The organism is Rahnella sp. PCH160 (assembly GCF_047784855.1).
GTDB lineage: Bacteria > Pseudomonadota > Gammaproteobacteria > Enterobacterales > Enterobacteriaceae > Rahnella.
The window spans coordinates 4,111,203-4,137,665 of record NZ_JBLOGT010000001.1 but is presented as its reverse complement, the minus strand read 5'-3'; the positions used below and the strand labels follow the sequence as shown (position 1 = coordinate 4,137,665).

The window sequence follows — 26,463 nt, the reverse complement described above, 5'->3', positions numbered from 1 at the left end:
TGCCATTATCCCGGTCAGCCCCGCTGCTCCGGGATTTTTTATGTCCGGCGCGGGTAATCTCCCTGCTGTTACTCCGTGTTAATCCGCGCAATGCCACCCTACACTAAAGAAAAGGGGGATTTATGCCGAAATTCGAACACCATTACGCTGACCAACTGGCCGGGTTTTATACCGCGCTTCAGCCCACGCCGCTGAAAGGCGCGCGCCTTCTTTACCACAGTGAACCACTGGCGCACCAGCTTGGGCTGGAAGACACTCTCTTTGATGCTGACCATCGGGAATTCTGGTGTGGCGAGAAATTCTTTCCGGGCATGTTACCGCTGGCACAGGTTTACAGCGGTCATCAGTTCGGTCAATGGGCCGGGCAACTGGGCGATGGGCGCGGAATTTTGCTTGGTGAGCAGGTTTTGCCTTCCGGGCAACGCTTTGACTGGCATCTGAAAGGCGCAGGGCTGACGCCTTATTCGCGCATGGGCGATGGTCGCGCCGTATTGCGCTCGGTTGTCCGCGAGTTTCTGGCCTCTGAAGCGCTCCATCATTTATCTGTGCCGACCACCCGCGCGCTGACGATTGTCACCAGCGATGAACCGGTATTTCGCGAGCAACCTGAACGCGGCGCAATGCTGATCCGGGTGGCGGAAAGCCACATCCGTTTCGGCCACTTCGAACATTTCTATTACCGCAAACAGCCTGAACAGGTGAAACAGCTGGCAGATTACGTGATCGCCCATCACTGGCCGCAGTTGCTGGAAGGCGAGCCTGACGACGCGCGGCGTTATCAGCAATGGTTCTCAGACGTGGTGGAGAGAACCGCTGCGCTTATCGCTCAGTGGCAAAGCATCGGGTTTGCACACGGCGTGATGAACACGGACAACATGTCGATTCTCGGCCTGACCATTGATTTCGGCCCGTATGGTTTTCTGGACGACTATCAGCCGGGGTACATCTGCAATCATTCCGACCATCAGGGGCGTTACAGCTACGATAATCAGCCCGCAGTGGCGTTCTGGAACCTGCACCGGCTGGCGCAAACGCTGTCCGGCCTGATGAGCACCGGACAGTTACAGTCCGCGCTGAGCTGCTACGAACCAGCGCTGATGAAAGCCTACGGAACGCTGATGCGCGGCAAGCTGGGCTTCTTCACGGAGGATAAACGGGATAACGACTTGCTGACCGGACTGCTCAGCCTGATGGCGAAAGAGGGCAGGGATTTCACGCAGACTTTCCGGCTGCTCAGCCAAGTGGAACAGCAGCAGGCACAATCCCCGTTACGCGATAAATTCATCGACCGCGCGGCGTTTGACAGCTGGTACCAGTCTTATCGCGAGCGATTACAATCCGAAAATATTGATGATGCCACCCGTCAGCAGGCCATGAAGCAAAGTAATCCACGGATTATATTACGTAATTATCTGGCGCAACAGGCGATTGAAAAGGCCGAAAAAGACGATATCAGTGCGCTGACACAGCTGCATCAGGCACTTCGCGACCCTTACAGCGATGCTCCGCAATATGACGCGATGGCGGCATTACCGCCGGACTGGGGAAAACATCTGGAAATTTCCTGCTCCAGCTGAGCTGCATTTAAAAAATGCCACAAACCAGAAACGGTGTTGTGGCATTTTCTCATTCACGCTGCGTTTACTGACGCAGAAAAACCTGAGGTAAGGCGTTTTCCGGATGCGCGCAGACGTTCAGGTCGGCCTGATACCAGTGACTCAACGTCTCCTCACTCAGCACCTGAGCCGGTGTTCCGCTGGCCACAACCTTACCGCTGTGCAGCAAAATAATTCTGTCGGCATACAGCGCCGCCAGATTGAGATCGTGCAACACGCAGCAAACCGACAATGGCGTTTTCAGGGTCAGTTCGCGCAGCAGACGCAATGCGTGCTGCTGATGGTATAAATCCAGCGCCGACGTCGGTTCATCCAGAAACAACCAGCGCGGTGCAGGAGCCGGTTGCCAGAGCTGGATCAGTACGCGTGCAAGCTGCACCCGCTGCTGCTCACCGCCGGACAAATGCCGGTAATCGCGATCAGCCAGACTTGTACAGCCGGTTTGTGTCATCACTTCATTGAGCGCATGTTGCATATTTTGCTGGCCATGCGGCGAGCGCCCGAGCGTCAGCACTTCATGCACGCTGAAACCGAACGCCATCGTGCTGTTCTGGCGCATCACCGCGCGGGTGCGGGCCAGATCCTTCGATGTCCAGTCGGACAGTCGTTTTCCCTGCAAGGTACAGTGCCCCGATTGCGGTATCAGATAGCCGGTCAGCATTCGCATCAGCGTGGATTTCCCTGCGCCGTTTGGCCCGATCAGCGCGACCATTTCCCCGCTTTTCAGGTTCAGTGAGACGTCGTCAATTAAGCGGCGTCCCCCGGCGGAATAGGAGAGATTTTCCGCAACCAGCAATGAAGTATGTTCAGACATTGCGCGGCACTCCGGGACGTAAAATTAACCATAAGAAATACGGGCCGCCCAGCAGACTGGTCAGTAAACCTACCGGCATTTCTGCCGGCGCTACCAGCGTTCTTGCCAGCGTGTCGGCCAGTAATAGTAAACAGGCACCTGCCATGGCAGAACCAGGCAACAACCAGCGGTGGTCAGCGCCCAGCCGCATGCGTAGCAGGTGAGGGATGACCAGACCAATAAAACCGATGACACCGGAAACCGCGACCGCAGCGCCTACCAGCAGCGCGCTCAGAAGTAATAATTGCAACTGAGTGCGGCGGACGTTGACGCCAAGGTAATGTGCATCTTCCTCACCGAGTTGCAAAATATTCAGGCGACGTGCCATGAACAGCGTTGCCACGCAGGCAGGCAGAATTAACGAAGCGGCTACCGCAAGTGTCGGCCATTGCGCCTGCCCGAGGCTGCCCATGCTCCACAACGAGAACTGGCGCAATTGCTGGTCATCGCTGACGTATGTCAAAACGCCAACCGCCGCGCCGCACAAAGCGTTAATGGCGATTCCTGCGAGTAGCAAACGTGATAATCCACCCTGCCCCAAGCGGCTGAGTGCGAAGACAATCGCCGAAATCGCCAGACTTCCTGCAAAGGCGCTGATCATATGACCGTAGAGCGCCAGAACGGGAGGCAGCGACAACGGCATGACAATCGTCAGCGCCACGGCCAGCGCGGCGCCGCTGCTGATCCCGAGTAAACCCGGATCCGCCAGCGGATTGCGGAACAACCCCTGCATTACGGCACCGGAACAGGCCAGCGCACAACCGACCACCACGGCCAGCAGCACGCGGGGCAGGCGAACGGTCAGCCAGATTTGCCACAGTCCGTCGTCAAAAGGCCGTGCCAGCAACGTGCGCAGTGACAGCGCCATCGCGCCGGTATTGGCCGCCAGAATAGCGAGCACCAGCAGAGCACCACCGAGGCCGATCAGCGCCCAGACCGGGGAATGGCGACGGGACGGCATCGGAGGGCTCAGGCTGCTCATTTCGCTTGTTCCGCCGCCTGACGCAGTTGTGCCATCACTGCCGGTGTTTGCAGGCCAAAGCCTAGCAGGGACATATCATCAAGCACTAAAACACGCTTGTTTTTGCCTGCCGGCGTCATGGCAACACCCGGTAATTTCCAGACCTGATCCATGCCACCCAGCGTTTTCACGCCGTCGGAAGTCAGCAACAAAATATCCGGAGCGCTGGCAATGACGCCTTCCTGCGAAAGAGGGCGGTAACGGCTGAAACCCTGCATGGCATTCTTCGCGCCCACGGAGGTGATCATCGCATCAGCGGCGGTATTCTGGCCCGCAGCCATGGACGACATTCCGCCGTGGCTCATCACGAACAGAATTTTTACCGGTAACGCATCGTGAGGGATGGCTTCAAGCTGGGAACGGTAGGTGGCGATCAGTTTGGCACCTTCTGCCTGACGGTTGAGCGCGCCCGCGATCACGTCGATTTTTTTAGGCACGGTATCGACCGACGCCGTTCCCGGTACGCGAATCACCTTCACGCCGTTTTGAGCCAACTGCTGTAAAACCAGTGAAGGTTCTGCCAGTTCGCTGCTCAGCACCATCGACGGGTGCATGGACAAAATCCCTTCGGTATTAAGCTGGCGCATATAACCGACATCCGGCAACGTCTGAACCGCCTGCGGATGCAGACTGGTGCTGTCGCGGGCCACCATTTCATCGCCCGCGCCGAGTGCATAGACAATTTCGGTCACATCGCCGCCGATGCTGACCAACTTCTCTGCGGCGTGGAGCACGGGGGCAGACAATATTGCCGCAGCGGCAATCAGTGCTTTCAAAGATGTTTTCATGCGGCGACGCCTTCGCTGCTCAGTTGTGCCAACTGGTCGCGCCATTGCGCCTGTTCTGCCGTGCCTTCGGTGCGCTGGCCGTACAACTGGGCAATCTGTGTGCCGTCTGCGGCGAACAATTCCAGGCTGGTGACAAAGCCGTCTTTGGTTGGCTTGCGGGTGATCCAGCTTTCAGCGATGGCGCTTTCCACCAGATGAAGGGTGAAGCGTTCATTGAAAACGTTAATCCATTCGCCGTGCGGCATGACCTTTTCAATCTGACCGGTGAAAATTTGCACACAGCCTCGGTTGCCAACGAAAATCATAATTTCGTTCTGATCGTCTTTTGCGATGTTCAGAAGGCGGGTCAGTGAACCGTTTTCTACGCGCCATGCCAGATCGTCACCTACCGCTTTGAAAGCCTGCTGGCGGGTCACATCATGGCGTTTGAGAAGCTGGAAGAACTGATGAACGTCGGTCATTGCACGCCAGTCAGCATCGATACTGCCTGTATCAGAAACGTTTTCCGGAACAGCAGGAACGGCCGGTTCAATCTGCAGCGGGGGATTTACGTCACTTTTATACTGAGCGATCAGCGCATCCCACGCCGCCATGTCGGTTTCATCGGTGTTATAAACTTTATGGACTGCGTCGCCGTGCGCATCAAAGAACTGAACGCTGTGACGGACACCGCGCGCTGTATTTTCAGACATGCTGAAAATGTGCAGCCAGTGCTGAAGGAAAAGACGTAAATCCAGTGCGCGTGGATTCAGGATAAGACCCGCATGCCCGCTGAGGTGCTGGTTTTCGTAGCTGCCCTGTTGTTCGTGGACTGCATAATCGTTGCGGGTGATGGATTTGGTTCCGCCCACATTTTCCAGTGCGGCCAGCAATGTACGGGCATCAACATCCAGTTTCACTGCATCATGCGAAACGCGTAAAGACGTTAACTCGGCTTCACTGATACCTAAAATTTCCGCCAGATCGCGGGCGTATTTACCGGGATTGGCTTCTTTGGCCTGTAAATAGTCCTGATAGTGAACTGAATGCATTGCTGTCTCCTCGTTGTCTCAACGTTATCCGCCATCGGGCGGATAAAAATTCGCGTTGTTATGTGAATGATTTGTGAAGTATTGGGGCCAGAGACCAGCAAACCGCGCCACTGGTAATGGGAATTAATATCAATTTGATAATCATTATCAAATCATTACCCGAACACATCAAGAAGATTTTTGTTGATGGAATGTAATTATTCGCAGATAAACCTTTCATTTACTGAGGATAAACAGCACCGGAACGCGAAGGAAGCGCTTGAATGGGCGGAGAATTATCGGGGCGTCAGGCAGTAAAAAGGGCAACGGGTGTTGCCCTCAGGAAGATGATTTTAAAGCGATCAGAATCTTGAATCCGTCGCCTGTGCCAGCATCGACAGCAGCGTTTCAGTATCTTCCCAGCTCAGGCAAGGGTCAGTGATTGATTTCCCATAAACCAGCGGTTTGCCGGGAACGATAGGCTGGGTGCCTTCTGCCAGGAAACTTTCGGCCATGATGCCTGCAACGGCGGTTGAGCCGCTGCGTATTTGCTGGCAAATGTCTTCTGCGACGTCCAACTGGCGGCGATGTTGTTTCTGGCAATTACCGTGGCTGAAATCAACCACCAGACGCTGTGGAAGGTCAAACTCAGACAAGCTCAGGCAGGCCTGTTCCAGATCATCGGCATGATAATTGGGTTTCTTGCCGCCGCGCATAATCACATGACCGTAAGGGTTGCCCGCTGTACGGTAAATGGTCATCTGACCGTTCTTATCCGGCGACAGGAACATGTGACTGGTGCGCGAGGAACGGATCGCATCAATAGCGATACGGGTGTTGCCGTCAGTACCATTTTTAAAACCTACCGGGCATGACAGCGCCGACGCCATTTCACGGTGGATCTGGCTTTCGGTGGTGCGTGCGCCGATTGCGCCCCAGCTGATCAGGTCGGCGATGTACTGGCCGATAACCATATCCAGGAACTCAGTTGCTGTCGGAATTCCTAACTGATTGACGGCAAGCAAAACTTTACGCGCAAGCTCAATGCCGTCATTTACACGGCAGGAACCGTTAAGATCCGGATCAGAAATTAACCCTTTCCAGCCCACGACCGTACGCGGTTTTTCAAAATAGGTACGCATCACGATTTCAAGACGATCCTGATATTTTTCACGCAATACGTTGAGTTTACCTGCGTAATCAATCGCGGCTTCAATATCGTGAACAGAGCAGGGACCGACGATCACCAGCAGGCGTTGATCTTCTCCGCTGATGATTTTTTCAATACGTTTACGTGATTCCATCACATGCTGGGCGACCGACGGGGAGATTGGCAATTTGTCTGCCAGTGCCTGAGGCGTAATCAGGCTGTCGATGCGCGTCGTACGCAGTTCATCTGTTTGTGACATGGTGTTCTCGAAAAATTTGTGTCTTCGCTGCGGCAGGAATACCGGGAAGTGATGGTGATCACAATAACGTAAAAACGGATGATTTCAATCACTCTCGGCACGTTATGCCATCCAAATCATTAAATGAATCAGAACATGCGACGACTCATGCCAAAGCTGTCCATAATCTTCGCCGAAATTTCCTCAACAGAATAATTCGTGCTGTTGAGATAACGAATCTGGTTTTTGCGAAATAACGCTTCAACTTCAGAAACTTCCATCCGGCACTGGCGTAAAGACGCATACCGGCTGTTTTCCACCCGTTCCTGACGGATAGCAGTCAGCCTTTCCGGGTCGATCGTCAGCCCGAAAAGTTTGTGCATGTGTGGTTTCAACGCGGCAGGAAGCTGAATGTTATCCATATCGTCGGCGGTAAACGGATAGTTTGCCGCGCGGATCCCAAACTGTAGAGCGAGATAAAGGCTGGTGGGGGTTTTACCACAACGGGAAACGCCCAGCAAAATGACCTGCGCCTGATCGAGATTTCGCAGGGAAATGCCATCGTCGTGCGCCAGCGTGTAATCGATAGCTGCAATACGGGCATCATATTTGCTGATATTGCTGGCCGTCAGACCATGAGTCCGGTTGGCCACCGGTGTCGGCTCCACGCCCAGTTCATTTTGAAGCGGAGCGACCAGCGACTGAACAATGTCCTGACAGAATCCTTCGCTGCTTTCAATAATGTGACGGATGTTTGGCGCAATAATGGAGTAGAACACCAGCGGGCGTGCACCTGTCTTTTCGAAAATCTCATTGATCTGGTGGCAGACCGCTTTCGCCCGCTCCTCGCTTTCAACGAAAGGCAATGAGTAGGTTGTCGAGTTAACCGGGAATTGCGAGAGCACGGCATGACCTACCACTTCAGCAGTAATCGCAGTGCCATCGGAAATATAAAACACACATCTGTCCACACCTTGCTCCTGAATTTATATCGGTTAACTTTCCCTTGTCGGGACTCCGTAAGTAATAACCAGAATTTCAGGAAATAAAAAGAATAATTCTTCTTAACCGTTATCTTCTGTTAATCGCTGCGAGACAGTGCGCAAAATGGCTGTAATAAATGAAATGGCATTTTAAATTTTCCGCGATATCTCGCAGCTTTATGAATTGCTTCAGCACAACTTCAGCCAATTTGTTAAGGTTAATTTAGTTACGAAACTAATAGGGATTTCTTACTGATTCATAAGGATTTATGTGAATGGCGGGTTGCTGGCGAATTTAAGTGCTCTGGAATTTGCCCGAACTAAAATAGTTTAATTTGCTGGATCGATTCACCTGTCTGTGTCTTATGGATCATTATGCTAGTCTCGAAATGACAACGCTGCTTATTGGCGGTCTGGTGGCTCAGGCAGCGGTTGCGCAACAGGTTTACACTCCTACTGACTTTTACTGTGAACAAATTACGAAAGGATTGTTTCATGGCTCATCTCGATCCCGATTTACGCAATGTTATCTGGTACAACCAACTGGGTATGAACGACGTTGATAAAGTCGGGGGTAAGAACGCATCCCTCGGGGAAATGATCACGAATCTGTCTGATCTGGGCGTTTCCGTCCCTAACGGTTTCGCCACCACATCTCAGGCTTTTAATGATTTTCTTGATCAAAGCGGCGTTAACCATCGGATCCACGAATTACTGGATAAAACAGATGTGGATGATATCGGGCAACTGACCCAGGCGGGCGCGAAAATCCGCCAATGGGTCATTGATACGCCATTCCAGCCTGAGCTGGAACATTCCATACGTGAAGCTTATCAGCAGCTTTCTGAAGGCGAGCCTGACGCGTCCTTCGCTGTCCGTTCTTCTGCGACAGCAGAAGATATGCCCGATGCCTCCTTTGCCGGTCAGCAGGAAACCTTCCTGAATGTTCAGGGGTTTGATGCGGTTCTTATCGCCGTGAAACATGTCTACGCTTCCTTATTCAACGATCGCGCAATTTCTTATCGTGTTCATCAGGGCTACGACCACCGTGGCGTGGCGCTGTCTGCCGGCGTGCAACGTATGGTGCGCTCTGATCTCGCGGCAGCGGGCGTGATGTTTACCATCGATACGGAATCAGGTTTTGATCAGGTGGTCTTTATCACTTCAGCCTATGGCCTCGGCGAAATGGTGGTGCAGGGTGCGGTCAACCCGGATGAGTTTTATGTGCATAAACCGACGCTGGCCAAAAATAGACCTGCGATTGTGCGTCGTACCATGGGCTCGAAGAAAATCCGCATGGTTTATGCACCGAGCCAGGAACACGGCAAACAGGTACAGATTGAAGATGTGCCTGCTGAGCTCAATACCCGGTTCTCACTGACCGATGATGAAGTGCAGGCTCTGGCACGTCAGGCATTATTGATTGAAAAACACTATGGCCGCCCGATGGATATCGAATGGGCAAAAGATGGTCATAATGGCAAGTTATACATTGTGCAGGCGCGCCCTGAGACCGTGCGTTCAAACGGTCAGGTGATGGAGCGTTATCAGCTCAATGGCAGCAGCAAAGTTCTGGTGGAAGGCCGTGCAATCGGCCACCGCATCGGTGCCGGCCCAGTGAAAATCATACACAACATCAGCGAAATGCATCATGTCAAAGCGGGCGATATTCTGGTCACAGACATGACGGATCCAGACTGGGAGCCGATCATGAAAAAAGCTTCGGCCATTGTGACTAACCGAGGCGGGCGAACCTGCCATGCGGCCATTATTGCCCGTGAGTTGGGCATCCCTGCGGTTGTCGGTTGCGGCGATGCCACTGAGAAACTGAAAGAAAATCAGAAAGTGACGGTGTCCTGTTCCGAGGGCGATACTGGTTATGTTTATCAGGATGAGCTGGACTTCACCGTGCAAAGTTCTGAGGTCGATGAACTGCCAACGCTGCCGTTGAAAATCATGATGAATATCGGTAATCCGGACAGGGCTTTTGACTTTGCCTGCCTGCCGAATGAAGGCGTCGGGCTGGCGCGTCTTGAATTTATCATTAACCGCATGATTGGCGTGCATCCAAAAGCGTTACTGGAGTTCGATACTCAGTCGCCAGAATTACAGGAACAAATTAAGAAGATTATTCAGGGCTATGACAGTCCGCGTGAATATTACGTTGCCCGTCTGACAGAAGGGATTGCAACTCTGGGAGCGGCGTTCTGGCCAAAACGTGTGATTGTTCGTTTGTCCGATTTTAAATCGAACGAGTACGCCAACCTGGTCGGCGGCGAGAAGTATGAACCGCACGAAGAAAACCCAATGCTGGGCTTCCGTGGTGCCGGTCGATACGTTTCAGACAGCTTCCGCGATTGTTTTGCGCTGGAGTGCGAGGCAATGAAACGAGTTCGCAACGACATGGGGCTGACCAACGTTGAAGTAATGATCCCGTTTGTCAGAACCGTGGCTCAGGCTGAAGCGGTGGTTAAGGAGCTGGCCAATCAGGGGCTGAAGCGCGGAGAAAATGGTCTTAAGGTCATTATGATGTGCGAGATCCCATCGAATGCGTTACTTGCCGAACAATTCCTTGAGCACTTTGATGGCTTCTCAATCGGTTCAAATGACATGACCCAGCTTACGCTTGGGCTGGATCGCGATTCCGGCGTGGTGTCTGAACTCTTTGATGAGCGCAACGAGGCGGTTAAAGCCTTACTTTCAATGGCAATCAAAGCCGCGAAGAAACAAGGCAAGTATGTCGGCATTTGCGGACAGGGCCCGTCAGACCATCAGGATTTCGCTCAGTGGCTGATGGAAGAAGGCATTGACAGCTTGTCGCTGAATCCGGATACCGTCGTACAAACCTGGCTGGCATTAGCTGAAAGTAAATAACCGCGTCAGGGTTTGAGGAAAGGAAATAAAGGCCATCGCTTTCGGGTGATGGCCTTTTTTTAAGGCGTTTAAACGCGAAAGAAAGTGGTGAAATAATTAATAGCGGGAGGGGGTTATAATAAAAAAAAAGCCCGTCATTGGAGACAGGCAAAGACTACACACAGCAATTTGGGGTATACATGCTCAAGGGGAAGCCTGTATATAAATCAGTGAGTTGAAATGCGAACTGTTAATAATAGTAGGTTTCTCAAGATATTTAGTCTGTAAGAATCATCCTAATAGGTATTATTCTCATACTAATGGATGAGACCGAATGTTTGCGGTGGTTTCAAAATAGGAGGAAGTCATGAGGAATATAAAAGAAGAGGGCGTTGCCTGTTAAGAACCAAGGCAACGCCGGGATGCTAATTCGCGGAACAATTATTCATCGAGGGCTTTGAGTGCTTCTTCCGGATCGGTATCCGGCTCAGGCGCTTCGTTGACCCACAGTGAAATCAGGCGATAGGACACCGCGAGAACGACAGGTCCAATAAACAAGCCAATCATACCAAAGGCGAACAGACCACCAATAACACCGGATAAAATCAGCAGCATCGGCAAATCTGCACCCATGCGGATAAGCACCGGACGCAGAACGTTATCCAGCGAACCCACGACGCAGCTCCAGACCAGCAGCACCGTACCCCAGGTATTATCACCCGACCAGTAGAGCCAGATGATGGCCGGAATGAGCACCAGCAAAGGCCCGATTTGCGCGACGCAGCATACAAACATCACCACGGTTAATACTGTCGCATAAGGGATACCGGCGATGGCCAGCCCGATACCGCCGAGCACAGACTGAACGATTGCCGTCACCACGACCCCCAGGGCCACTGCACGAATTGCCTGTCCGGCAAGAATAACCGCCGCATCGCCGCGTTCCGCCGCCAGTCGAACAGCAAAGTGGCGGATCCCCATTGCGACCTGTTCACCACGGCTATAAAGAAGGGCGCTGAATAACAGCATCAGAGAACAGTGGACGATAAACCGGCCCAGATGCCCGGCCTGCGTGACAAACCAGGAAGCCGTCTGCCCGACATACGGCTGAACTTTACTCATCAGGGCATTGCCGCCGCCGTTGATGAGGGCATGCCAGCCGCTGTAAAGTTTATGGCCGACCAGCGGAATAGCGTTCAGCCAGTTGAAATCCGGCATATGCAATGTCGATGGGTTGGTGGCGATACCTACCAGCGGTGCGCCATTTTCAATCGCGCTGCTGACCAGCAAGGCAATTGGCAGTACAAACAACAATATCAGCAACAGGGTCATCACGATGACGGCCATAAAACGCCGTCCCCAGAGAATCCGCTGTAATTTGATCATCAGTGGCCAGGTCGCGATCACCACCATCCCGGCCCAGGCAAAGCCCAAAATAAAAGGCTGAACAATCCAGATACTGGCGATGGTCATCAGTGCAATAAACAGAACCCCGAACATAATCTGGGGCAAATCGTAACGTTTAATTGGGAGATTCATTCATGTTTCTCATTTGGATAAACGAAGTAAGGCACGCGCCTTGTGCCTTAAAACAAAAGTCACATCGGGAAAGCTATAAATAAGCATGGAACATCAGGCTGCTTTTGGATAGCGCCGCACACAATAAGTTGCAACACGTTGTTGCCAGACGTGCTTTTTGCGGCGTGGCATGAAACATATGCAACAAAGGTTAACCAGACGAAGCGCTTAAAAACGAAGTATGTTAGTTTTTATTCTGGATAAATAACAGGGTGGATCTGCCTCGCAGATCCGGCAGGTCGCCTCGGGCCCGCCAGGCATACAACAAAGACAGAGTCATAATTCAATGATCCCACAGATTTCTCAGGCGCCGGGTGTCATCCAGCTGGTGCTCGATTTTTTGGAAGCGCTTAAAAGCAACGGTTTTACCGGTGATGTCACGACGACGTATGCCGACCGTCTGACGATGGCAACTGATAACAGTGTTTATCAGCTGTTGCCGGATGCCGTCTTATTCCCTGTTGCCACGTCTGATGTTGCGCTGATTGCCCGTCTCGCCGGGCAGGAACGTTTTAAAACGCTGGTCTTCACACCACGCGGTGGCGGCACCGGCACTAACGGCCAGTCGCTGAACCGGGGAATTGTGGTTGATATGTCCCGTCATATGAACCGCATTCTGGATATCAACGTTAAACAAGGTTGGGTCAAGGTCGAAGCCGGCGTGATTAAAGACCAGCTCAATGATTATCTTCGTCCCTTGGGTTATTTCTTCTCTCCGGAGTTATCGACCAGTAACCGAGCAACGCTCGGCGGTATGATCAATACCGATGCGTCCGGACAAGGCTCGCTGGTTTACGGCAAAACGTCAGACCACGTTCTCGGTGTTCGTGCGATTGTGCTCGGCGGCGATATGCTCGATACCGTTGCGATGCCGGTTGCGCTGGCGGATAAACTCGGTGAAGAAGATTCCGTGATCGGGCGGATTTACCGCACCGTGCTGGATAGCTGCCGCGATAACCGGGCGTTGGTCATTGAAAAATTCCCGAAACTTAACCGTTTCCTGACGGGCTATGACTTACGCCATGTCCTGAGTGATGATCTGCAAACCTTCGATCTGACCCGAATCCTCACAGGCTCAGAGGGTTCGCTGGCTTTCATTACCGAAGCGCGCCTGAATATCACGCGAATTCCTAAAGTGCGGCGTCTGGTTAATATCAAATATGATTCCTTCAACTCCGCGCTGCGCAACGCACCTTTGATGGTGGAGGCCAAAGCGCTGTCGGTTGAAACCGTTGATTCTAAAGTCCTGAATCTGGCCCGTGAAGATATCGTCTGGCACAGCGTGCGTGATTACATCACCGACGTTGACGGCAAAGACATGCAGGGGCTCAATATTGTTGAGTTCGCGGGCGATGATGGAGACCTGATCGAAGATCAGGTGAGTGCATTATGCGAGCGGCTGGACGGGCTGATGAGCGACAAAGAAGGTGGCGTAATTGGCTATCAGATTTGTGCGGATCTGCCCGGTATTGAACGTATCTATAACATGCGCAAGAAAGCCGTCGGTTTGCTGGGCAATGCCAAAGGGCAGGCCAAACCGCTGCCCTTTGCTGAAGATACCTGTGTGCCTCCGCAACATCTGGCGGATTACATCGTTGAATTTCGCGCGTTGCTCGACAGCCATAACCTGAGTTATGGGATGTTTGGTCACGTTGACGCCGGTGTATTGCATGTCCGCCCGGCGCTGGACATGTGTGATCCGCAACAGGAAATGCTGCTGAAGCAGATTTCAGATGAAGTTGTTGCCCTGACGGCTAAATACGGTGGTTTGCTGTGGGGCGAGCACGGCAAAGGTTTTCGCGCCGAATACAGCCCGGCTTTCTTTGGTGACGCGTTATTTCATGAATTACGCCGAATTAAAACCGTCTTTGACCCGAACAACCGCCTGAACCCCGGCAAGATTTGTGCGCCTCTGGAATGCGATGAGCCCATGATGAAGGTCGATGCACCGAAACGCGGAACCCTTGACCGCCGGATCCCGCTGGAAGTGCGCCAGTCATTCCGCGGCGCTCTGGAGTGTAACGGGAACGGTTTGTGCTTTAACTTTGATGTGAAAAGCCCGATGTGTCCGTCGATGAAAATTACCGGCAGCCGGATCCATTCTCCGAAAGGGCGTGCGGGTCTGGTGCGTGAATGGCTGCGTTTACTTTCAGAGCAGGGCGTTGATCCGCTGGCGCTGGAAAATGCGTTGCCTGAAAAAGGCCTCAGCTTGCGCAGCCTGATCGACCGCACGCGTAATACCTGGCATGCCAACAAAGGGGAATACGACTTCTCCCATGAAGTAAAAGAAGCGATGTCGGGTTGTCTGGCTTGTAAGGCCTGCTCAACGCAATGCCCGATCAAGATTGATGTTCCCGGTTTCCGCTCGCGTTTCCTGCAGCTTTATCACACCCGCTATCTGCGCCCGGCGAGCGATCATTTCGTGGCAAGTGTCGAAAGCTATGCCCCGATCATGGCAAAAGCACCGAAGCTGTTTAACTTCTTCCTCAAACAGCCTTGGGTGCGGGAAATGAGCCGCAAAAGTATCGGCATGGTGGATTTACCTTTGCTGTCTTCTCCGACGTTACGAGAGCAGTTACTGGGGCATCGCGCCAGCAAGATGACACTCGAACAACTGGAAAAAATCCCTCCTGCTCAGCGTGGCGAATATGTTCTGGTTGTGCAGGATCCGTTCACCAGTTTCTATGATGCGCAGGTGGTGGCCGATTTTGTTCGATTGATTGAAAAGCTGGGCCTTAAACCGGTTCTGCTGCCTTTCTCGCCGAACGGAAAAGCGCAGCACATCAAAGGTTTCCTGACACGTTTTGCGAAAACGGCGCGCAAGACTTCGGTGTTTCTCAACCGTGTAGCGCAATTAGGCATGCCGCTGGTGGGTGTCGACCCGGCGCTGGTGCTGTGTTATCGCGATGAGTACAAAGAAATCCTCGGCGAATCACGAGGTTCGTTCCAGGTTCAGTTGGTACACGAATGGCTGGATAACTGGCTGGGCGAACGACCGGCGCAGCAGCAAAGCGGCGAATCCTGGTATCTGTTCGGCCATTGCACCGAAAGTACCGCGTTGCCAAACAGCAGCAAAGAGTGGGGAAACATCTTTGCCCGCTACGGTGCGAAGCTGGAAAATGTCAGTGTGGGATGTTGCGGAATGGCGGGCACGTACGGGCATGAAAGCAAAAACCTTGGGAATTCTTTGGGGATTTATGAACTGTCCTGGCATACCTCTTTACAGCGACTTCCGCGCCAGCGCTGTCTCGCGACAGGCTATTCATGCCGTAGTCAGGTAAAACGTATCGAAGGAAATGGCGTTCGCCATCCGTTGCAGGCCTTACTGGATATCATCCCTTAACCGATAAGGAAGTACGATGTCATTGTGGAAAAGGAGCACAAACCTTGAAGCGCTGAACCAGCGCAGTCAGGGATGCATGGTCGGGTATGTGGGAATTGTCTTTACTCAGATGGGTGACGATTTTCTCGAAGCGACCATGCCGGTGGATGCACGCACGACTCAGCCGTTTGGTCTGTTGCACGGCGGAGCGTCAGTGGTTCTGGCCGAAACCATGGGATCCATGGCCGGGTATCTTTGCACTGAAGGCCATCAGACTGTCGTCGGTGTCGAGATTAATGCCAGCCACATGAAATCGGCCAGGGAAGGGTTTGTTCGCGGGGTTTGTCGCGCACTACGAACCGGAAAACGCAGCCAGGTCTGGCAGATTGAAATATTCGACGAGCAGGGCGGTTTGTGCTGCGTTTCCAGGCTGACCACAATGGTCATTGATCATTAAGTTCAGACGATTAAGTCAGAGCATTTTTTCAGCGTCATAACAGTATACTGAATGTAAAAGGCGGACGCATATCAATGTGTTCGCCTTTTTATTTTCCTTAAGTCTTCACCTAACTGTTTGAAAACAAGTCAAAGCTGGAACGGAACCCGCTTGGCAAAGTCAGTTTGAAATGCCGTCGCTTTTTCCCAGATGCCCATCATGGCATAATACTGACAAATGAGTTTTAGCGTGTGCCGCGCAAAATGATAGCTCTGAACACGGAAGAGTTCACAACGCACAACGCTGTTGATCTCAAGGATCAGCCGGTTGTGGAGTTTACAAAGAGCATGAAGGTAGCTGTGGTCGTCTCCGTTTTGCAGGCAAAGATTGGCCATATCCAGGCAAATGCTGTTAAAGCGCTTGAGCTGGCAAAGATGCGCGTCCGGGCGTCGTAAGGCGGCATCTGCCATATAGAAATCCACGGTGGCATCGCGGACACTCGATTTGTAGTCGTCTATCTTGCCCTGCAACCACGCATTTACCGATTGAGCCATTCTCAGTATTCCGGGTTATCTTAATGATAATCATTATCAATGAATGGGTATCATATTGGCAAAAAATCGCTGGATCAACGTTTTCATCCGGTTTTTTTGATTTTGTTGCCCCAGAACAACTAAGCAAAAAGAGCTTTAATTATTTTGATTGTGGTGAATTCATAAATAGGCATTTCCGATGAATGTTTTATAATAGACACAATGAAAGCTATTAAGCCACACAAAATGCAAGGTTAATTTTAATTTTTAACAAAAAATTGACAACTTATTCAATCAGTTGATGGTTGCGGTGTTCAAGACCCGCCAGCGGCCGGATGTAAACCCGATGCACATTGAGCGACGTTCCTCGTGCGCAATCGCTATAACCTCTTAAAACAAGAGGTTGAAGTGATAAATCTTATCACTAGAATAGAGACAATAGGTCTTGTCTATGACCATAAAAATATGAGGTAAGACAGATGCAAACTGAAACTGTCGGCTCTTTCTCTTTAGACGACAACGTATGGCAAGGTGTGATCCTGACTGATTCTGCGGCCAAACAGGTGAAGAACCTGATGGAGCAGGATCCTGAAGTCAAGGGTCTCCAGCTCTCGGTTAAACAATCGGGCTGTGCGGGCTTTGGCTATGTTCTGGATTTAACTAAACAACCGGCCAGCGATGACCTGGTGTTTGAGCATGACGGCGCTTTGCTGTTTGTTCCGCTGAAGGCAATGCCTTTCATCGACGGAACCGAGGTGGATTTCGTCCGCGAAGGGCTGAATCAGATATTTAAATTCAATAATCCTAAAGCTCAGCATGCCTGCGGGTGTGGTGAAAGTTTCGGCCTTTAAGTCAGCGCCGGGCAAACAGTCATTACGATTATTGTAAACAAAGCGATGTAACCAACATGTCACGAAGCAACGTAGAAATTCCAGATGATGTGCAGTCTTGGGTCGGCGAGGAGACGAACTATAAGGAAGGGTTCTTCACTCAGCTGGCAACCGATGAATTAGCATCAGGCATCAACGAAGATGTCGTGCGTGCCATTTCCGCAAAGCGCAATGAGCCTGAGTGGATGCTGGAGTTCCGTCTGCAGGCTTATCATGCCTGGTTAAAAATGGAAGAGCCTCACTGGTTGAAAGCGTATTACACGCCTCTCGACTATCAGGATTACAGCTATTACTCCGCGCCTTCATGCGGCAGCTGTGATGATACCTGCGGTTCTCAACCTGGCGCTACGCAACAACCTCCTGAAAATTCTCACAGCACTCCTGCGCTTGAAGGTAAAAACTACCTGACCAGCGAAGTGGAAAAAGCGTTTGAACAGCTGGGTGTTCCTGTACGTGAAGGGAAAGAAGTGGCGGTCGATGCCATTTTTGATTCCGTTTCCGTTTCCACCACATACCGCGAAAAGCTGGCTGAATCGGGCGTTATTTTCTGCTCATTCGGCGAAGCGATCCATGAATACCCGGATCTGGTGCGCAAATACCTCGGTACCGTTGTGCCTGCACAGGATAACTTCTTCGCGGCGCTGAATGCGGCGGTCGCCTCCGACGGTACCTTCGTTTACGTGCCGAAAGGCGTGCGTTGCCCGATGGAACTCTCCACGTATTTCCGTATTAATGCGGCGAAAACCGGCCAGTTCGAACGTACCATTTTGATTGCTGATGAAGGCAGTTACGTCAGCTATATCGAAGGCTGTTCAGCGCCTGTACGTGATACCTATCAGCTTCACGCAGCCGTGGTTGAAGTCATTCTGCATAAAGATGCAGAAGTGAAATATTCCACCGTGCAGAACTGGTTCTCCGGCGGCAAAGACAGCAGCGGCGGGATCCTGAACTTCGTGACCAAACGTGCATTGTGCGAAGGCGCGGGTTCGAAGATGTCGTGGACCCAGTCTGAAACCGGCTCTGCGATTACCTGGAAATACCCGAGCGTTATCCTGAAAGGGGATAACTCCATCGGTGAATTTTTCTCAGTGGCACTGACCAGCGGGAAACAGCAGGCGGATACCGGCACCAAGATGATTCACATTGGTAAAAATACCAAATCGACCATCATCTCTAAAGGGATTTCCGCAGGCCATAGCCAGAACAGTTACCGTGGTCTGGTGAAGATCCTGCCAAGTGCCGAAAATGCCCGTAACTTTACGCAGTGTGACTCGATGCTGATTGGTCCGGACAGCGCCGCGCATACGTTCCCGTATGTCGAAGTGCGCAATAACACAGCGCAGCTGGAGCATGAAGCCACGACGTCAAAAATCGGCGATGACCAGCTGTTCTACTGTCTGCAACGTGGTATCAGCGAAGATGACGCGATATCCATGATTGTTAACGGTTTCTGTAAAGATGTCTTTTCCGAGCTGCCGCTGGAGTTTGCTGTCGAAGCACAGAAACTGCTGGCGATCAGCCTTGAACACAGCGTCGGTTAATCTTCCGCACGTTTTCCTCCCGCCGCCGCGTGGTGTGACGCTGGCGCCGGGCAGGTTTGAGTTCAGCACAGTCAAAGCATAAACAGAATTATGAGCGCGCAGGCGCAAACTCAAGGATACGTATGTTAAGCATCAAGAATTTGAAGGTCCGTGTCGAAGAAAAGGAAATTCTGAAAGGACTTGATCTGGAGATCAAACCGGGTGAAGTACACGCCATCATGGGCCCGAACGGCTCAGGCAAAAGTACGCTCTCCGCGACACTGGCTGGCCGTGAAGATTACGAAGTGACCGAAGGTTCCGTAATGTTCAATGGCAAAGATTTGCTGGATCTTGCCCCGGAAGATCGTGCCGGTGAAGGCGTGTTTATGGCTTTCCAGTACCCGGTAGAAATCCCTGGCGTGACCAACCATTTCTTCCTGCAAACTGCGGTGAACGCTGTGCGCAAGTACCGCGACCAGCCCCCGATGGATCGCTTTGATTTTGCCGATTTCATCGAAGAAAAAATTGCCATGCTGAAAATGCCTGCGGATTTGCTGACCCGTTCAGTGAACGTAGGCTTCTCCGGCGGTGAGAAAAAGCGTAACGACATTCTGCAAATGGCGGCCCTTGAGCCAAGCCTGTGCATTCTGGATGAAACCGACTCCGGTCTGGACATCGATGCGCTGAAAATCGTCTCTAACGGTGTTAACGCACTGCGCGACGGCAAACGTTCATTCGTTATTGTGACCCACTACCAGCGTATCCTCGACTACATCAAGCCTGACTACGTGCATGTTCTGTATCAGGGCCGCATTGTTAAATCCGGCGATTTCACCTTGGTTAAACAGTTAGAGGAGCAGGGTTATGGCTGGCTTACCGACGAAGAGTAATGCACCTGCGGCGGGCAGTTCGCACGCCATGCAGCAGCTTTACCGTCTTTTTGAAAGCCGTGGTGGTGAACACTCTGCTCACGCGCATGCGCACTGGCAACAGGTGCTCCGCCTTGGTTTTCCACATGCGAAACTGGAGGACTGGAAATATACGCCGGTTTCTTCATTACTGGGCAATCAGTTCTTCGCTCCGCAGCAGCAGGCGCTAACGGTTGAGAACGTTAAATCACTGGCATTGCCGCTTGAATGTTACCGTTTGGTTTTCGTAGATGGTCGTTTTGATGCGAACCTGAGTGACGAAAATACCGGCGCTTTTGAAATTGAAAAACTGAACGCGGCTGCGCAGCAAACGCTGCCGGATCCGATTCAGTCCGAAGTCTTTTTGCACCTGACGGAAAGTCTGGCGCAGGATTCTTTCGCTGTGCGTTTAGCTGCCGGAAAACTGGCTGATAAGCCGTTGTATTTACTGCACCTGAGCAGCGGCCGTGACCAGTCACGCGAAATGAATACGGTTCATCATCGTTACCATATCGAGATTGAAAACGGTGCCAACGCAGAAGTCATTGAACATTACCTGAGCCTTAACGATCACGGTCATTTCACCGGTGCGCGTTTGACGGTGAAAGTGGGCGATAATGCCGGTTTCACGCATTACAAACTGGCTTTCGAAAGCCAGGCCAGCTTCCACTTCTCGCACAATGATCTGGTTATCGGGCGCGATTCCCGTGTTTCCAGCCACAGTTTCCTGCTGGGCGCGGGCCTGACCCGTAATAACACCAGTGCGCAACTGAACGGCGAAAACAGCGATCTGAATATTAACAGTCTGGTGTTGCCTGTCGATTCTGAGATTGCCGATACCCGTACGTATCTGGAACACAACAAAGGCTATTGCAACAGCAATCAGCTGCACAAAGTGATTGTCAACGATCGTGCAAAAGCGATTTTCAACGGCATGATCAAAGTGGCGCAGCACGCTCTGAAAACCGACGGAAAAATGACCAACAACAACCTGTTGCTGGGCAAGCACACTGAAGTTGATACCAAACCTCAGCTTGAAATTTATGCCGATGACGTGAAATGCAGCCATGGTGCCACTGTGGGTCGTATCGACGACGAACAGCTTTTCTATCTGCGTACCCGTGGGATTAGCGGCAAGGATGCTCAGCAAATGATCATCTTTGCGTTTGCCGCTGAACTGACGGAAGCCATTGAGAATGAAACCCTGCGTGAAGTCGTGATTGCCCGTATTGCAGGCCGACTCAATCGAGGTGTGTAATGAGTTTTCCACTGGAAAGAGTACGTAGCGATTTCCCTGTGCTGAGCCGTGAAGTTAACGGCCAGCCGCTGGCCTATCTGGACAGTGCGGCCAGCGCACAGAAACCGCGTCAGGTTATCGACCGTGAGATGTCTTTCTTCGAACAGGGTTATGCTGCGGTTCACCGCGGCATTCATACCATGAGCGCAGAAGCGACTGAGCAGATGGAAAACGTCCGTGTTCAGGCGGCTCGCTTTATGAATGCGGCCTCAGCAGAAGAAATCGTCTTCGTAAAAGGGTCAACGGAAGCCATTAATCTGGTCGCCAACACCTATGGCCGTGCTTTATTGCAGCCGGGCGATCATATTATTCTGACTGAAATGGAGCATCACGCGAACATCGTTCCCTGGCAGATGCTGGCGAAAGAGCGCGACCTGCACATTGACGTCTGGCACCTCACTCCGGACGGTGAACTGGATTTATCCCAGCTTGAAAAGCTTATTACGCCCCGCACTAAACTGCTGACGCTGGCGCATGTGTCGAATGTGCTGGGCACTGTTAACCCGATCGAAAAAATCATTCCTCAGGCAAAAGCCGCCGGTCTGACCGTTCTGGTCGATGGCGCGCAGGCCGTCATGCACCATGCGGTGGATGTGCAGGCGTTGGGCTGTGATTTCTACGTCTGGTCAGGGCACAAGCTTTACGGACCAACAGGTATCGGTATTCTTTACGGTCGTAAAGAATTGCTCGACCAGATGCCGCCATGGGAAGGAGGCGGTTCAATGATTAAGCACGTCAGCCTGACCGAAGGCACGACCTTTGCAGCAGCGCCGTGGCGCTTTGAGGCGGGTACGCCAAACACCGGCGGTATCATGGGGTTGGGCGCAGCTATCGAGTATGTGACTGAACTGGGGCTGGAGAATATCCACGCTTACGAGCAGGAACTGATGCGCTATGCGCTTGAAGCGATGGCGCAGGTGCCTGACATCCAGATCTATGGCCCGGCAACACGCGCTGGCGTGATTGCGTTTAATCTCGGTAAACACCATGCCTACGACGTGGGCAGTTTCCTGGATCAATACGGTATTGCCATCCGCACCGGCCATCACTGCGCGATGCCATTAATGTCCTTCTACGGTGTTCCGGCTATGTGCCGCGCCTCGCTGGCGATGTACAATACCCGCGAAGAAGTCGACCGGTTGGTCGCAGGACTGCAACGTATTCACCGGCTGCTGGGTTAACCCTGACAGCCCTGAGCAGGATGTCGTTATGGCTTTGCCAGATAAAAATAAGTTAGTCAGAAATTTTGCCCGATGCCCGAATTGGGAAGAAAAGTATCTGTACGTGATTGAACTGGGCGGCCAGTTGGCGGCCTTGCCTGAAGAACATCGTCAGGATAAAAACCTGATTGCGGGCTGCCAGAGCCAGGTTTGGATCGTGATGAGCCTGGATGAAAACGGCGCGCTGACCTTTGAAGGCGACAGCGATGCCGCTATCGTTAAAGGTCTGGTGGCAATCGTATTCAGTCTGTATCAGGGTTTAACACCGCGCGATGTAGTGGAACTGGATGTGCGTCCGTTCTTCACGGAACTGGAACTCAGCCAGCATCTGACGCCTTCCCGCTCTCAGGGGCTGGAAGCCATGATTCGTTCTATTCGCGCAAAAGCGGCTGTATTGGCTTAACGCCAGTCTCTGCGATACACCTTTGCTCATTAGGAATTATCTGCTAATGAGCAAAGTCATTTATTCAGTTCTCCCCGTTTGAATCTATTTACTCCTGATTTTTCAACCCTCTATCTTCTGTGCATTTCATCACGTATCCGTAAGGTAACTTTCTGATTTTCTGTGGTTTGATTGCCACCCGATTCTGCGCTGCTAGTATTACCAGACGAGATAATTGTCTTGCTTCAGATGGTCTGAATGTGAGCCGAAAAAGGACTGAGTATGAGACGCGCATTACCCCTTCTGGCAATGTTGGTTGGCACGCTTTTGACAACGCATTCTATGACCGCAGGTGCAGCACAATATCCCTTGCCGCCGGAAAACAGCCGATTGATTGGCGAAAACACCACGTATGTGGTTCCTGACGACGGTAAGCCTTTAGAAGATGTGGCAGCCAAATACCAAATCGGGCTGATTGCAATGCTGGAAGCTAATCCGGGTACAGACCCGTACTTGCCAAAAGCGGGCACTGTGCTGACTATTCCTGCACAAATGCTGTTACCGGATACCAAGCGTGAAGGGATTGTGGTGAATCTCGCCGAACTGCGCCTGTATTACTATCCGAAGGGCGAGAATAAAGTCATTGTTTATCCGATTGGTATTGGCCAGTTAGGTCGTAATACGCCGGAAATGGTGACTTCTGTAAGCCAGAAGATCCCAAACCCGACGTGGACGCCTACTGCTAATATCCGTAAAGCCTATCTGAAAGACGGCATTACGCTGCCGGGTATGGTTCCTGCGGGGCCGGAGAACCCGATGGGGCTGTTTGCCATGCGGCTTTCAGCGGGTACTGGCCAGTATCTCATTCACGGGACGAATGCGAACTTTGGTATCGGTATGCGTGTCAGTTCGGGTTGTATTCGGCTGCGCCCGGATGACATCGAGGCGCTGTTTAATTCCGTGCCAAAAGGTACCCGTGTGCAGATAGTGAATCAGCCGATCAAGTTTGACGTCGAGCCGGACGGTAAACGTTATATCGAGGTGCATCAGCCGTTGTCACATACCGAGAAAGACGATCCGCAGACCAAACCTATTCCCCTGACTGCCGCGATGAAGAAATTCGTCAAAAATGATGATACCAATGCAGAAATCGTGAAAGAGGCCATTACGCGCCGTTCAGGAATGCCAGTAGTAGTGAGTGTCGGTGACAAAGCAACGGATATGCCTCCGGTGGCGAATACCCCGCAAACTGTTTCAACGGACGTGCCCGCAGTCACAACGGCAAGTACCCAATAACGCTTTACAGAAACGTTTAAGAAGCTATCTACCTAAAGGAGCCAAATACGGCTCCTTTATTGTTTCCGAAGCTCAGGAGGTGGCAGGGGAAGCGCAGGAAAGGCCAGAGGAAGAGGAAGGCAAGGGTAAGGAATCGGAACAGAGAATTGAAACACTCAATCACAGGCAAAAAAAATGGCGCACTGAGTGCGCCATTGAACTAGAGAAGTAAATATTACTTCTTGTAAGCGTGAGCTTGGTTGTCAAGACGTTGGTTAGCGCGAGCTGCATCGTCTTTAGCTGCTTGAACGTCAGAACGGATTGCGTTCACGTCGTTGCTCAGTTGGTCAACTTTAGAGTTCAGAGTAGAAACGTCTGAAGACAGTTGATCGATTTTAGCGTTGCTTGAACAACCAGCCAGCATAGTTGAAGCCAGGATTACAGCGCCCAGTACCAGTTTAGTGCGATTCATTATAAAACCCTCTAGATTAAGTTAATCTCCATGTAGCGTTACAAGTATTACACAAACTATTTTCTAATGAGAATAATTTTTTGCCGGTAAACGCTATATTTTGATCGTTCGCTCAAAGAAGCATCTTTTTTTACGAAAAAGTTAAAAATTGCAGCGAAAACAGCCTTATTCCATGGGACTTATCCCAATTTTGAAGCTACTGCTTTTCGCGCTTTTTAAGTAAAAAGAGCTTTTTTGAAGAAACAGACGCTGCATTATGCAACGTCCATTAATGCCTTTGGTCACGTTTTTAATTAAACAACATGCACCGAAGAAGTATTGGTTGTGCCGCTTTGTACCAGCGCGCCAGAAACCATCACGACGATATCACCTTTTTGAGCCAGACCGCTTTCGATCGCCGCTTCTTTACCGATACGGTAAAAATCATCAGTAGAGGCGATTTCACTTACCAACTGAGTGACAACACCTTTGGTGAGGATCAACTGACGTGCAGTGATTTCATTGGTGGTCAGAGCCAGGATAGTGGCGTGCGGGAAGTATTTACGCACAGCTATAGCAGATTTACCACCGCTAGTTGCAACAACGATCAACTGTGCATCCAGTTTTTCTGCGGTTTCTACCGCGCCACGGCAAACGGCTTCAGTGATACGCAGTTTACGGTTATCGTTCTGACCATCAATACGGCTTTGCATTACGCGGTCAGTACGGTCGCAGATTGTGGCCATGATGGTCACAGCTTCCAGTGGGTATTTACCTTTCGCACTTTCACCTGAAAGCATAACCGCATCGGTGCCGTCGATGATGGCGTTAGCAACGTCGCCAGCTTCTGCGCGGGTAGGGCGCGGGTTTTTGATCATTGAATCGAGCATTTGCGTCGCAGTGATGACGACTTTGCGTGCGCGGTTACATTTTTCAATCATCATTTTCTGCGCGAAGATAACTTCTTCGACAGGGATTTCAACACCGAGGTCACCACGAGCAACCATGATGCCGTCTGAAGCTTCGAGGATTTCGTCGAAGTTGTTCAGGCCTTCCTGGTTTTCGATTTTGGAGATGATCTGGATGTGGTCGCCACCGTTTGCTTTCAGGTGTTCACGAATTTCCAGAACGTCAGAACGTTTACGGATGAAAGAAGCCGCGACGAAATCAACGCCTTGCTCACAACCGAAAATCAGGTCACGTTTGTCTTTTTCAGCGAGCGCTGGCAGTGCAATAGAAACACCTGGCAGGTTGACACCTTTGTTTTCGCCCAGGTCGCCGTTATTCAGCACTTTACAGGTCACTTCAGTTTCAGTGACATTCGTGACTTCCATACCAATCAGGCCATCGTCGACCAGAATGGTGTTACCAATTTTGAGGTCAGCAGCGAAACCCTGATAGGTCACAGCAACACGTTCGGTGTTACCAATAACGCTCTGATCGGTGGTGAAGGTGTAGGTCTGGCCCGCAACCAGGGAAGCGTCTTTGCCGCCTTCCAGTTTCATTGTACGGATTTCAGGACCTTTGGTGTCCAGCAGGATTGCTGCTTTATGACCGGTTTTAGTCATAACGTTGCGGATATTCTGGATGCGCTGACCGTGCTCTTCGTAATCACCGTGAGAGAAGTTCAGACGCATAACGTTCATGCCTGCATCAAGCAGTTTGGTCAGCATTTCTTCGGATTCGGTTTTTGGCCCGATGGTACAAACAATTTTGGTCTTTTTCATGACGATTTTATCTACAAGTTGTGATGGATTGGAAAAGTGTTTGCCTGACAGCTTCGCTGCCCGCGCGGAATTGAGGTGTTGCCTGATTGAATCAAATCATTACTAAGCGTAGAAGACTGTGAAAGGAATGGTGTAGTAAGTTCAGCCAAAGCATAGCGATTTGTGCGATTTATCATCGCTACTGGAGTGGTCACGCTTTTATAAGTGCGATATCGACAGATCAAGGGGCTGAAACCATTCAATCGAAGAGACGATGCGTATTATAGAGGGGAACGGGGTGGGAAACCAAATAAAAAACGTGATGCTGCGCAAGCTTAGGGCAGATGACAGAGCTTTGTTGCGCAATTATCCAAAGCGGGCAGAGTAAAAACCAGAAGGCATAACAGTTTCGTCACGGTACCTTCGAAAATGC

At 51.5% G+C, this 26,463-nt stretch carries 21 protein-coding genes and 1 other RNA gene; 11 read left to right on the top strand and 11 right to left on the bottom strand.

Annotated features, from left to right (window positions below; genetic code table 11):
* The first annotated feature begins 122 nt into the window (after window positions 1–122).
* Entirely contained in the window at window positions 123–1,577 is a 1,455-nt protein-coding gene (locus ACM5QY_RS19215; protein WP_416122256.1) for a protein adenylyltransferase SelO, read from the top strand.
* Window positions 1,578–1,641: 64 nt separating this feature from the next.
* On the opposite strand, the gene ACM5QY_RS19210 is transcribed toward ACM5QY_RS19215, so the two are convergent.
* From ACM5QY_RS19210 to ppsR, 6 genes are all read right to left on the bottom strand, one after another.
* On the bottom strand, window positions 1,642–2,430 hold the full coding sequence (locus ACM5QY_RS19210; protein ID WP_416122255.1) for a heme ABC transporter ATP-binding protein: 789 nt from the start codon (window positions 2,428–2,430) through the stop codon (window positions 1,642–1,644).
* On the bottom strand, window positions 2,423–3,430 hold the full coding sequence (locus ACM5QY_RS19205; RefSeq protein WP_416122933.1) for a FecCD family ABC transporter permease: 1,008 nt from the start codon (window positions 3,428–3,430) through the stop codon (window positions 2,423–2,425). The genes ACM5QY_RS19210 and ACM5QY_RS19205 overlap by 8 nt, the downstream gene beginning before the upstream one ends.
* 17 nt (window positions 3,431–3,447) lie before the next feature.
* Window positions 3,448–4,278, bottom strand: a complete 831-nt coding sequence (locus ACM5QY_RS19200) for a heme/hemin ABC transporter substrate-binding protein (protein WP_416122254.1) — start codon at window positions 4,276–4,278, stop codon at window positions 3,448–3,450.
* Window positions 4,275–5,309, bottom strand: a complete 1,035-nt coding sequence (locus tag ACM5QY_RS19195; RefSeq protein WP_416122253.1) for a hemin-degrading factor — start codon at window positions 5,307–5,309, stop codon at window positions 4,275–4,277. Before ACM5QY_RS19195 ends, ACM5QY_RS19200 begins: the two co-directional genes overlap by 4 nt.
* A gap of 341 nt (window positions 5,310–5,650) precedes the next feature.
* Window positions 5,651–6,697 (bottom strand): 3-deoxy-7-phosphoheptulonate synthase, encoded by a 1,047-nt coding sequence (locus ACM5QY_RS19190; protein WP_416122252.1) that lies wholly within the window; start codon window positions 6,695–6,697, stop codon window positions 5,651–5,653.
* A gap of 128 nt (window positions 6,698–6,825) precedes the next feature.
* Window positions 6,826–7,647, bottom strand: a complete 822-nt coding sequence (gene ppsR, locus ACM5QY_RS19185) for a posphoenolpyruvate synthetase regulatory kinase/phosphorylase PpsR (RefSeq protein WP_416122251.1) — start codon at window positions 7,645–7,647, stop codon at window positions 6,826–6,828.
* Window positions 7,648–8,154: 507 nt separating this feature from the next.
* On the opposite strand from ppsR, the gene ppsA reads away from it, so the two are divergent.
* Complete coding sequence (ppsA, locus tag ACM5QY_RS19180) at window positions 8,155–10,533, top strand: phosphoenolpyruvate synthase (RefSeq protein WP_416122250.1); 2,379 nt, start codon at window positions 8,155–8,157, stop codon at window positions 10,531–10,533.
* Window positions 10,534–10,652: 119 nt separating this feature from the next.
* Here ppsA and rprA read toward each other — a convergent pair.
* An RNA gene (gene rprA / locus ACM5QY_RS19175) (antisense sRNA RprA) lies at window positions 10,653–10,763 on the bottom strand.
* Between the two features lie 190 nt (window positions 10,764–10,953).
* A complete protein-coding gene (gene ydiK / locus ACM5QY_RS19170) occupies window positions 10,954–12,051 on the bottom strand; it encodes an AI-2E family transporter YdiK (protein WP_416122249.1) in 1,098 nt (365 codons plus the stop codon).
* Between the two features lie 325 nt (window positions 12,052–12,376).
* Between ydiK and ydiJ the strand changes: the two genes are divergently transcribed.
* Both ydiJ and ACM5QY_RS19160 read left to right on the top strand, forming a co-directional pair.
* The gene (gene ydiJ, locus ACM5QY_RS19165; protein WP_416122248.1) at window positions 12,377–15,433 is read left to right on the top strand and encodes a D-2-hydroxyglutarate dehydrogenase YdiJ; all 3,057 of its coding nucleotides are present in this window, start codon (window positions 12,377–12,379) and stop codon (window positions 15,431–15,433) included.
* A 16-nt stretch (window positions 15,434–15,449) separates the two neighbouring features.
* Complete coding sequence (locus ACM5QY_RS19160) at window positions 15,450–15,869, top strand: hotdog fold thioesterase (RefSeq protein ID WP_416122247.1); 420 nt, start codon at window positions 15,450–15,452, stop codon at window positions 15,867–15,869.
* Window positions 15,870–15,997: 128 nt separating this feature from the next.
* Here the strand turns inward: ACM5QY_RS19160 and ACM5QY_RS19155 are convergent, their stop codons facing one another.
* On the bottom strand, window positions 15,998–16,402 hold the full coding sequence (locus ACM5QY_RS19155) for a hypothetical protein (RefSeq protein WP_152325715.1): 405 nt from the start codon (window positions 16,400–16,402) through the stop codon (window positions 15,998–16,000).
* Between the two features lie 458 nt (window positions 16,403–16,860).
* On the opposite strand from ACM5QY_RS19155, the gene sufA reads away from it, so the two are divergent.
* The 7 genes from sufA (at window position 16,861) to ACM5QY_RS19120 (ending at window position 23,894) form a co-directional block, all read left to right on the top strand.
* A complete protein-coding gene (gene sufA / locus ACM5QY_RS19150) occupies window positions 16,861–17,232 on the top strand; it encodes a Fe-S cluster assembly scaffold SufA (RefSeq protein ID WP_104922540.1) in 372 nt (123 codons plus the stop codon).
* Between the two features lie 56 nt (window positions 17,233–17,288).
* A complete protein-coding gene (sufB, locus tag ACM5QY_RS19145) occupies window positions 17,289–18,812 on the top strand; it encodes a Fe-S cluster assembly protein SufB (protein ID WP_416122246.1) in 1,524 nt (507 codons plus the stop codon).
* A gap of 122 nt (window positions 18,813–18,934) precedes the next feature.
* Window positions 18,935–19,681, top strand: coding sequence for a Fe-S cluster assembly ATPase SufC (gene sufC, locus ACM5QY_RS19140; protein ID WP_416122245.1), 747 nt, complete (start codon window positions 18,935–18,937; stop codon window positions 19,679–19,681).
* On the top strand, window positions 19,656–20,957 hold the full coding sequence (gene sufD, locus ACM5QY_RS19135; protein WP_416122244.1) for a Fe-S cluster assembly protein SufD: 1,302 nt from the start codon (window positions 19,656–19,658) through the stop codon (window positions 20,955–20,957). The genes sufC and sufD overlap by 26 nt, the downstream gene beginning before the upstream one ends.
* Window positions 20,957–22,177, top strand: coding sequence for a cysteine desulfurase SufS (gene sufS / locus ACM5QY_RS19130; RefSeq protein ID WP_416122243.1), 1,221 nt, complete (start codon window positions 20,957–20,959; stop codon window positions 22,175–22,177). The genes sufD and sufS overlap by 1 nt, the downstream gene beginning before the upstream one ends.
* Before the next feature lie 28 nt (window positions 22,178–22,205).
* On the top strand, window positions 22,206–22,619 hold the full coding sequence (gene sufE / locus ACM5QY_RS19125; protein ID WP_416122242.1) for a cysteine desulfuration protein SufE: 414 nt from the start codon (window positions 22,206–22,208) through the stop codon (window positions 22,617–22,619).
* A 261-nt stretch (window positions 22,620–22,880) separates the two neighbouring features.
* Window positions 22,881–23,894: a L,D-transpeptidase family protein gene (locus tag ACM5QY_RS19120; protein WP_416122241.1), complete on the top strand. Its 1,014-nt coding sequence runs from the start codon at window positions 22,881–22,883 to the stop codon at window positions 23,892–23,894.
* A 214-nt stretch (window positions 23,895–24,108) separates the two neighbouring features.
* Here ACM5QY_RS19120 and ACM5QY_RS19115 read toward each other — a convergent pair whose 3' ends face one another.
* Window positions 24,109–24,345: a major outer membrane lipoprotein gene (locus ACM5QY_RS19115; protein WP_013576093.1), complete on the bottom strand. Its 237-nt coding sequence runs from the start codon at window positions 24,343–24,345 to the stop codon at window positions 24,109–24,111.
* Window positions 24,346–24,638: 293 nt separating this feature from the next.
* The gene (gene pykF, locus ACM5QY_RS19110) at window positions 24,639–26,051 is read right to left on the bottom strand and encodes a pyruvate kinase PykF (RefSeq protein ID WP_416122240.1); all 1,413 of its coding nucleotides are present in this window, start codon (window positions 26,049–26,051) and stop codon (window positions 24,639–24,641) included.
* Between the last annotated feature and the right edge of the window lie 412 nt (window positions 26,052–26,463).

Coding starts and splice junctions, on each gene's coding strand:
- ACM5QY_RS19200 (WP_416122254.1), bottom strand. CDS start 4,278: ATGAAAACATCTTTGAAAGCACTGATTGCCGCTGCGGCAATATTGTCT.
- ACM5QY_RS19205 (WP_416122933.1), bottom strand. CDS start 3,430: ATGCCGTCCCGTCGCCATTCCCCGGTCTGGGCGCTGATCGGCCTCGGT.
- ppsA (WP_416122250.1), top strand. CDS start 8,155: ATGGCTCATCTCGATCCCGATTTACGCAATGTTATCTGGTACAACCAA.
- ACM5QY_RS19215 (WP_416122256.1), top strand. CDS start 123: ATGCCGAAATTCGAACACCATTACGCTGACCAACTGGCCGGGTTTTAT.
- sufB (WP_416122246.1), top strand. CDS start 17,289: ATGTCACGAAGCAACGTAGAAATTCCAGATGATGTGCAGTCTTGGGTC.
- ACM5QY_RS19210 (WP_416122255.1), bottom strand. CDS start 2,430: ATGTCTGAACATACTTCATTGCTGGTTGCGGAAAATCTCTCCTATTCC.
- ACM5QY_RS19190 (WP_416122252.1), bottom strand. CDS start 6,697: ATGTCACAAACAGATGAACTGCGTACGACGCGCATCGACAGCCTGATT.
- sufC (WP_416122245.1), top strand. CDS start 18,935: ATGTTAAGCATCAAGAATTTGAAGGTCCGTGTCGAAGAAAAGGAAATT.
- ACM5QY_RS19195 (WP_416122253.1), bottom strand. CDS start 5,309: ATGCATTCAGTTCACTATCAGGACTATTTACAGGCCAAAGAAGCCAAT.
- pykF (WP_416122240.1), bottom strand. CDS start 26,051: ATGAAAAAGACCAAAATTGTTTGTACCATCGGGCCAAAAACCGAATCC.
- sufD (WP_416122244.1), top strand. CDS start 19,656: ATGGCTGGCTTACCGACGAAGAGTAATGCACCTGCGGCGGGCAGTTCG.
- ydiK (WP_416122249.1), bottom strand. CDS start 12,051: ATGAATCTCCCAATTAAACGTTACGATTTGCCCCAGATTATGTTCGGG.
- sufA (WP_104922540.1), top strand. CDS start 16,861: ATGCAAACTGAAACTGTCGGCTCTTTCTCTTTAGACGACAACGTATGG.
- ACM5QY_RS19120 (WP_416122241.1), top strand. CDS start 22,881: ATGAGACGCGCATTACCCCTTCTGGCAATGTTGGTTGGCACGCTTTTG.
- sufS (WP_416122243.1), top strand. CDS start 20,957: ATGAGTTTTCCACTGGAAAGAGTACGTAGCGATTTCCCTGTGCTGAGC.
- sufE (WP_416122242.1), top strand. CDS start 22,206: ATGGCTTTGCCAGATAAAAATAAGTTAGTCAGAAATTTTGCCCGATGC.
- ACM5QY_RS19115 (WP_013576093.1), bottom strand. CDS start 24,345: ATGAATCGCACTAAACTGGTACTGGGCGCTGTAATCCTGGCTTCAACT.
- ACM5QY_RS19155 (WP_152325715.1), bottom strand. CDS start 16,402: ATGGCTCAATCGGTAAATGCGTGGTTGCAGGGCAAGATAGACGACTAC.
- ACM5QY_RS19160 (WP_416122247.1), top strand. CDS start 15,450: ATGTCATTGTGGAAAAGGAGCACAAACCTTGAAGCGCTGAACCAGCGC.
- ydiJ (WP_416122248.1), top strand. CDS start 12,377: ATGATCCCACAGATTTCTCAGGCGCCGGGTGTCATCCAGCTGGTGCTC.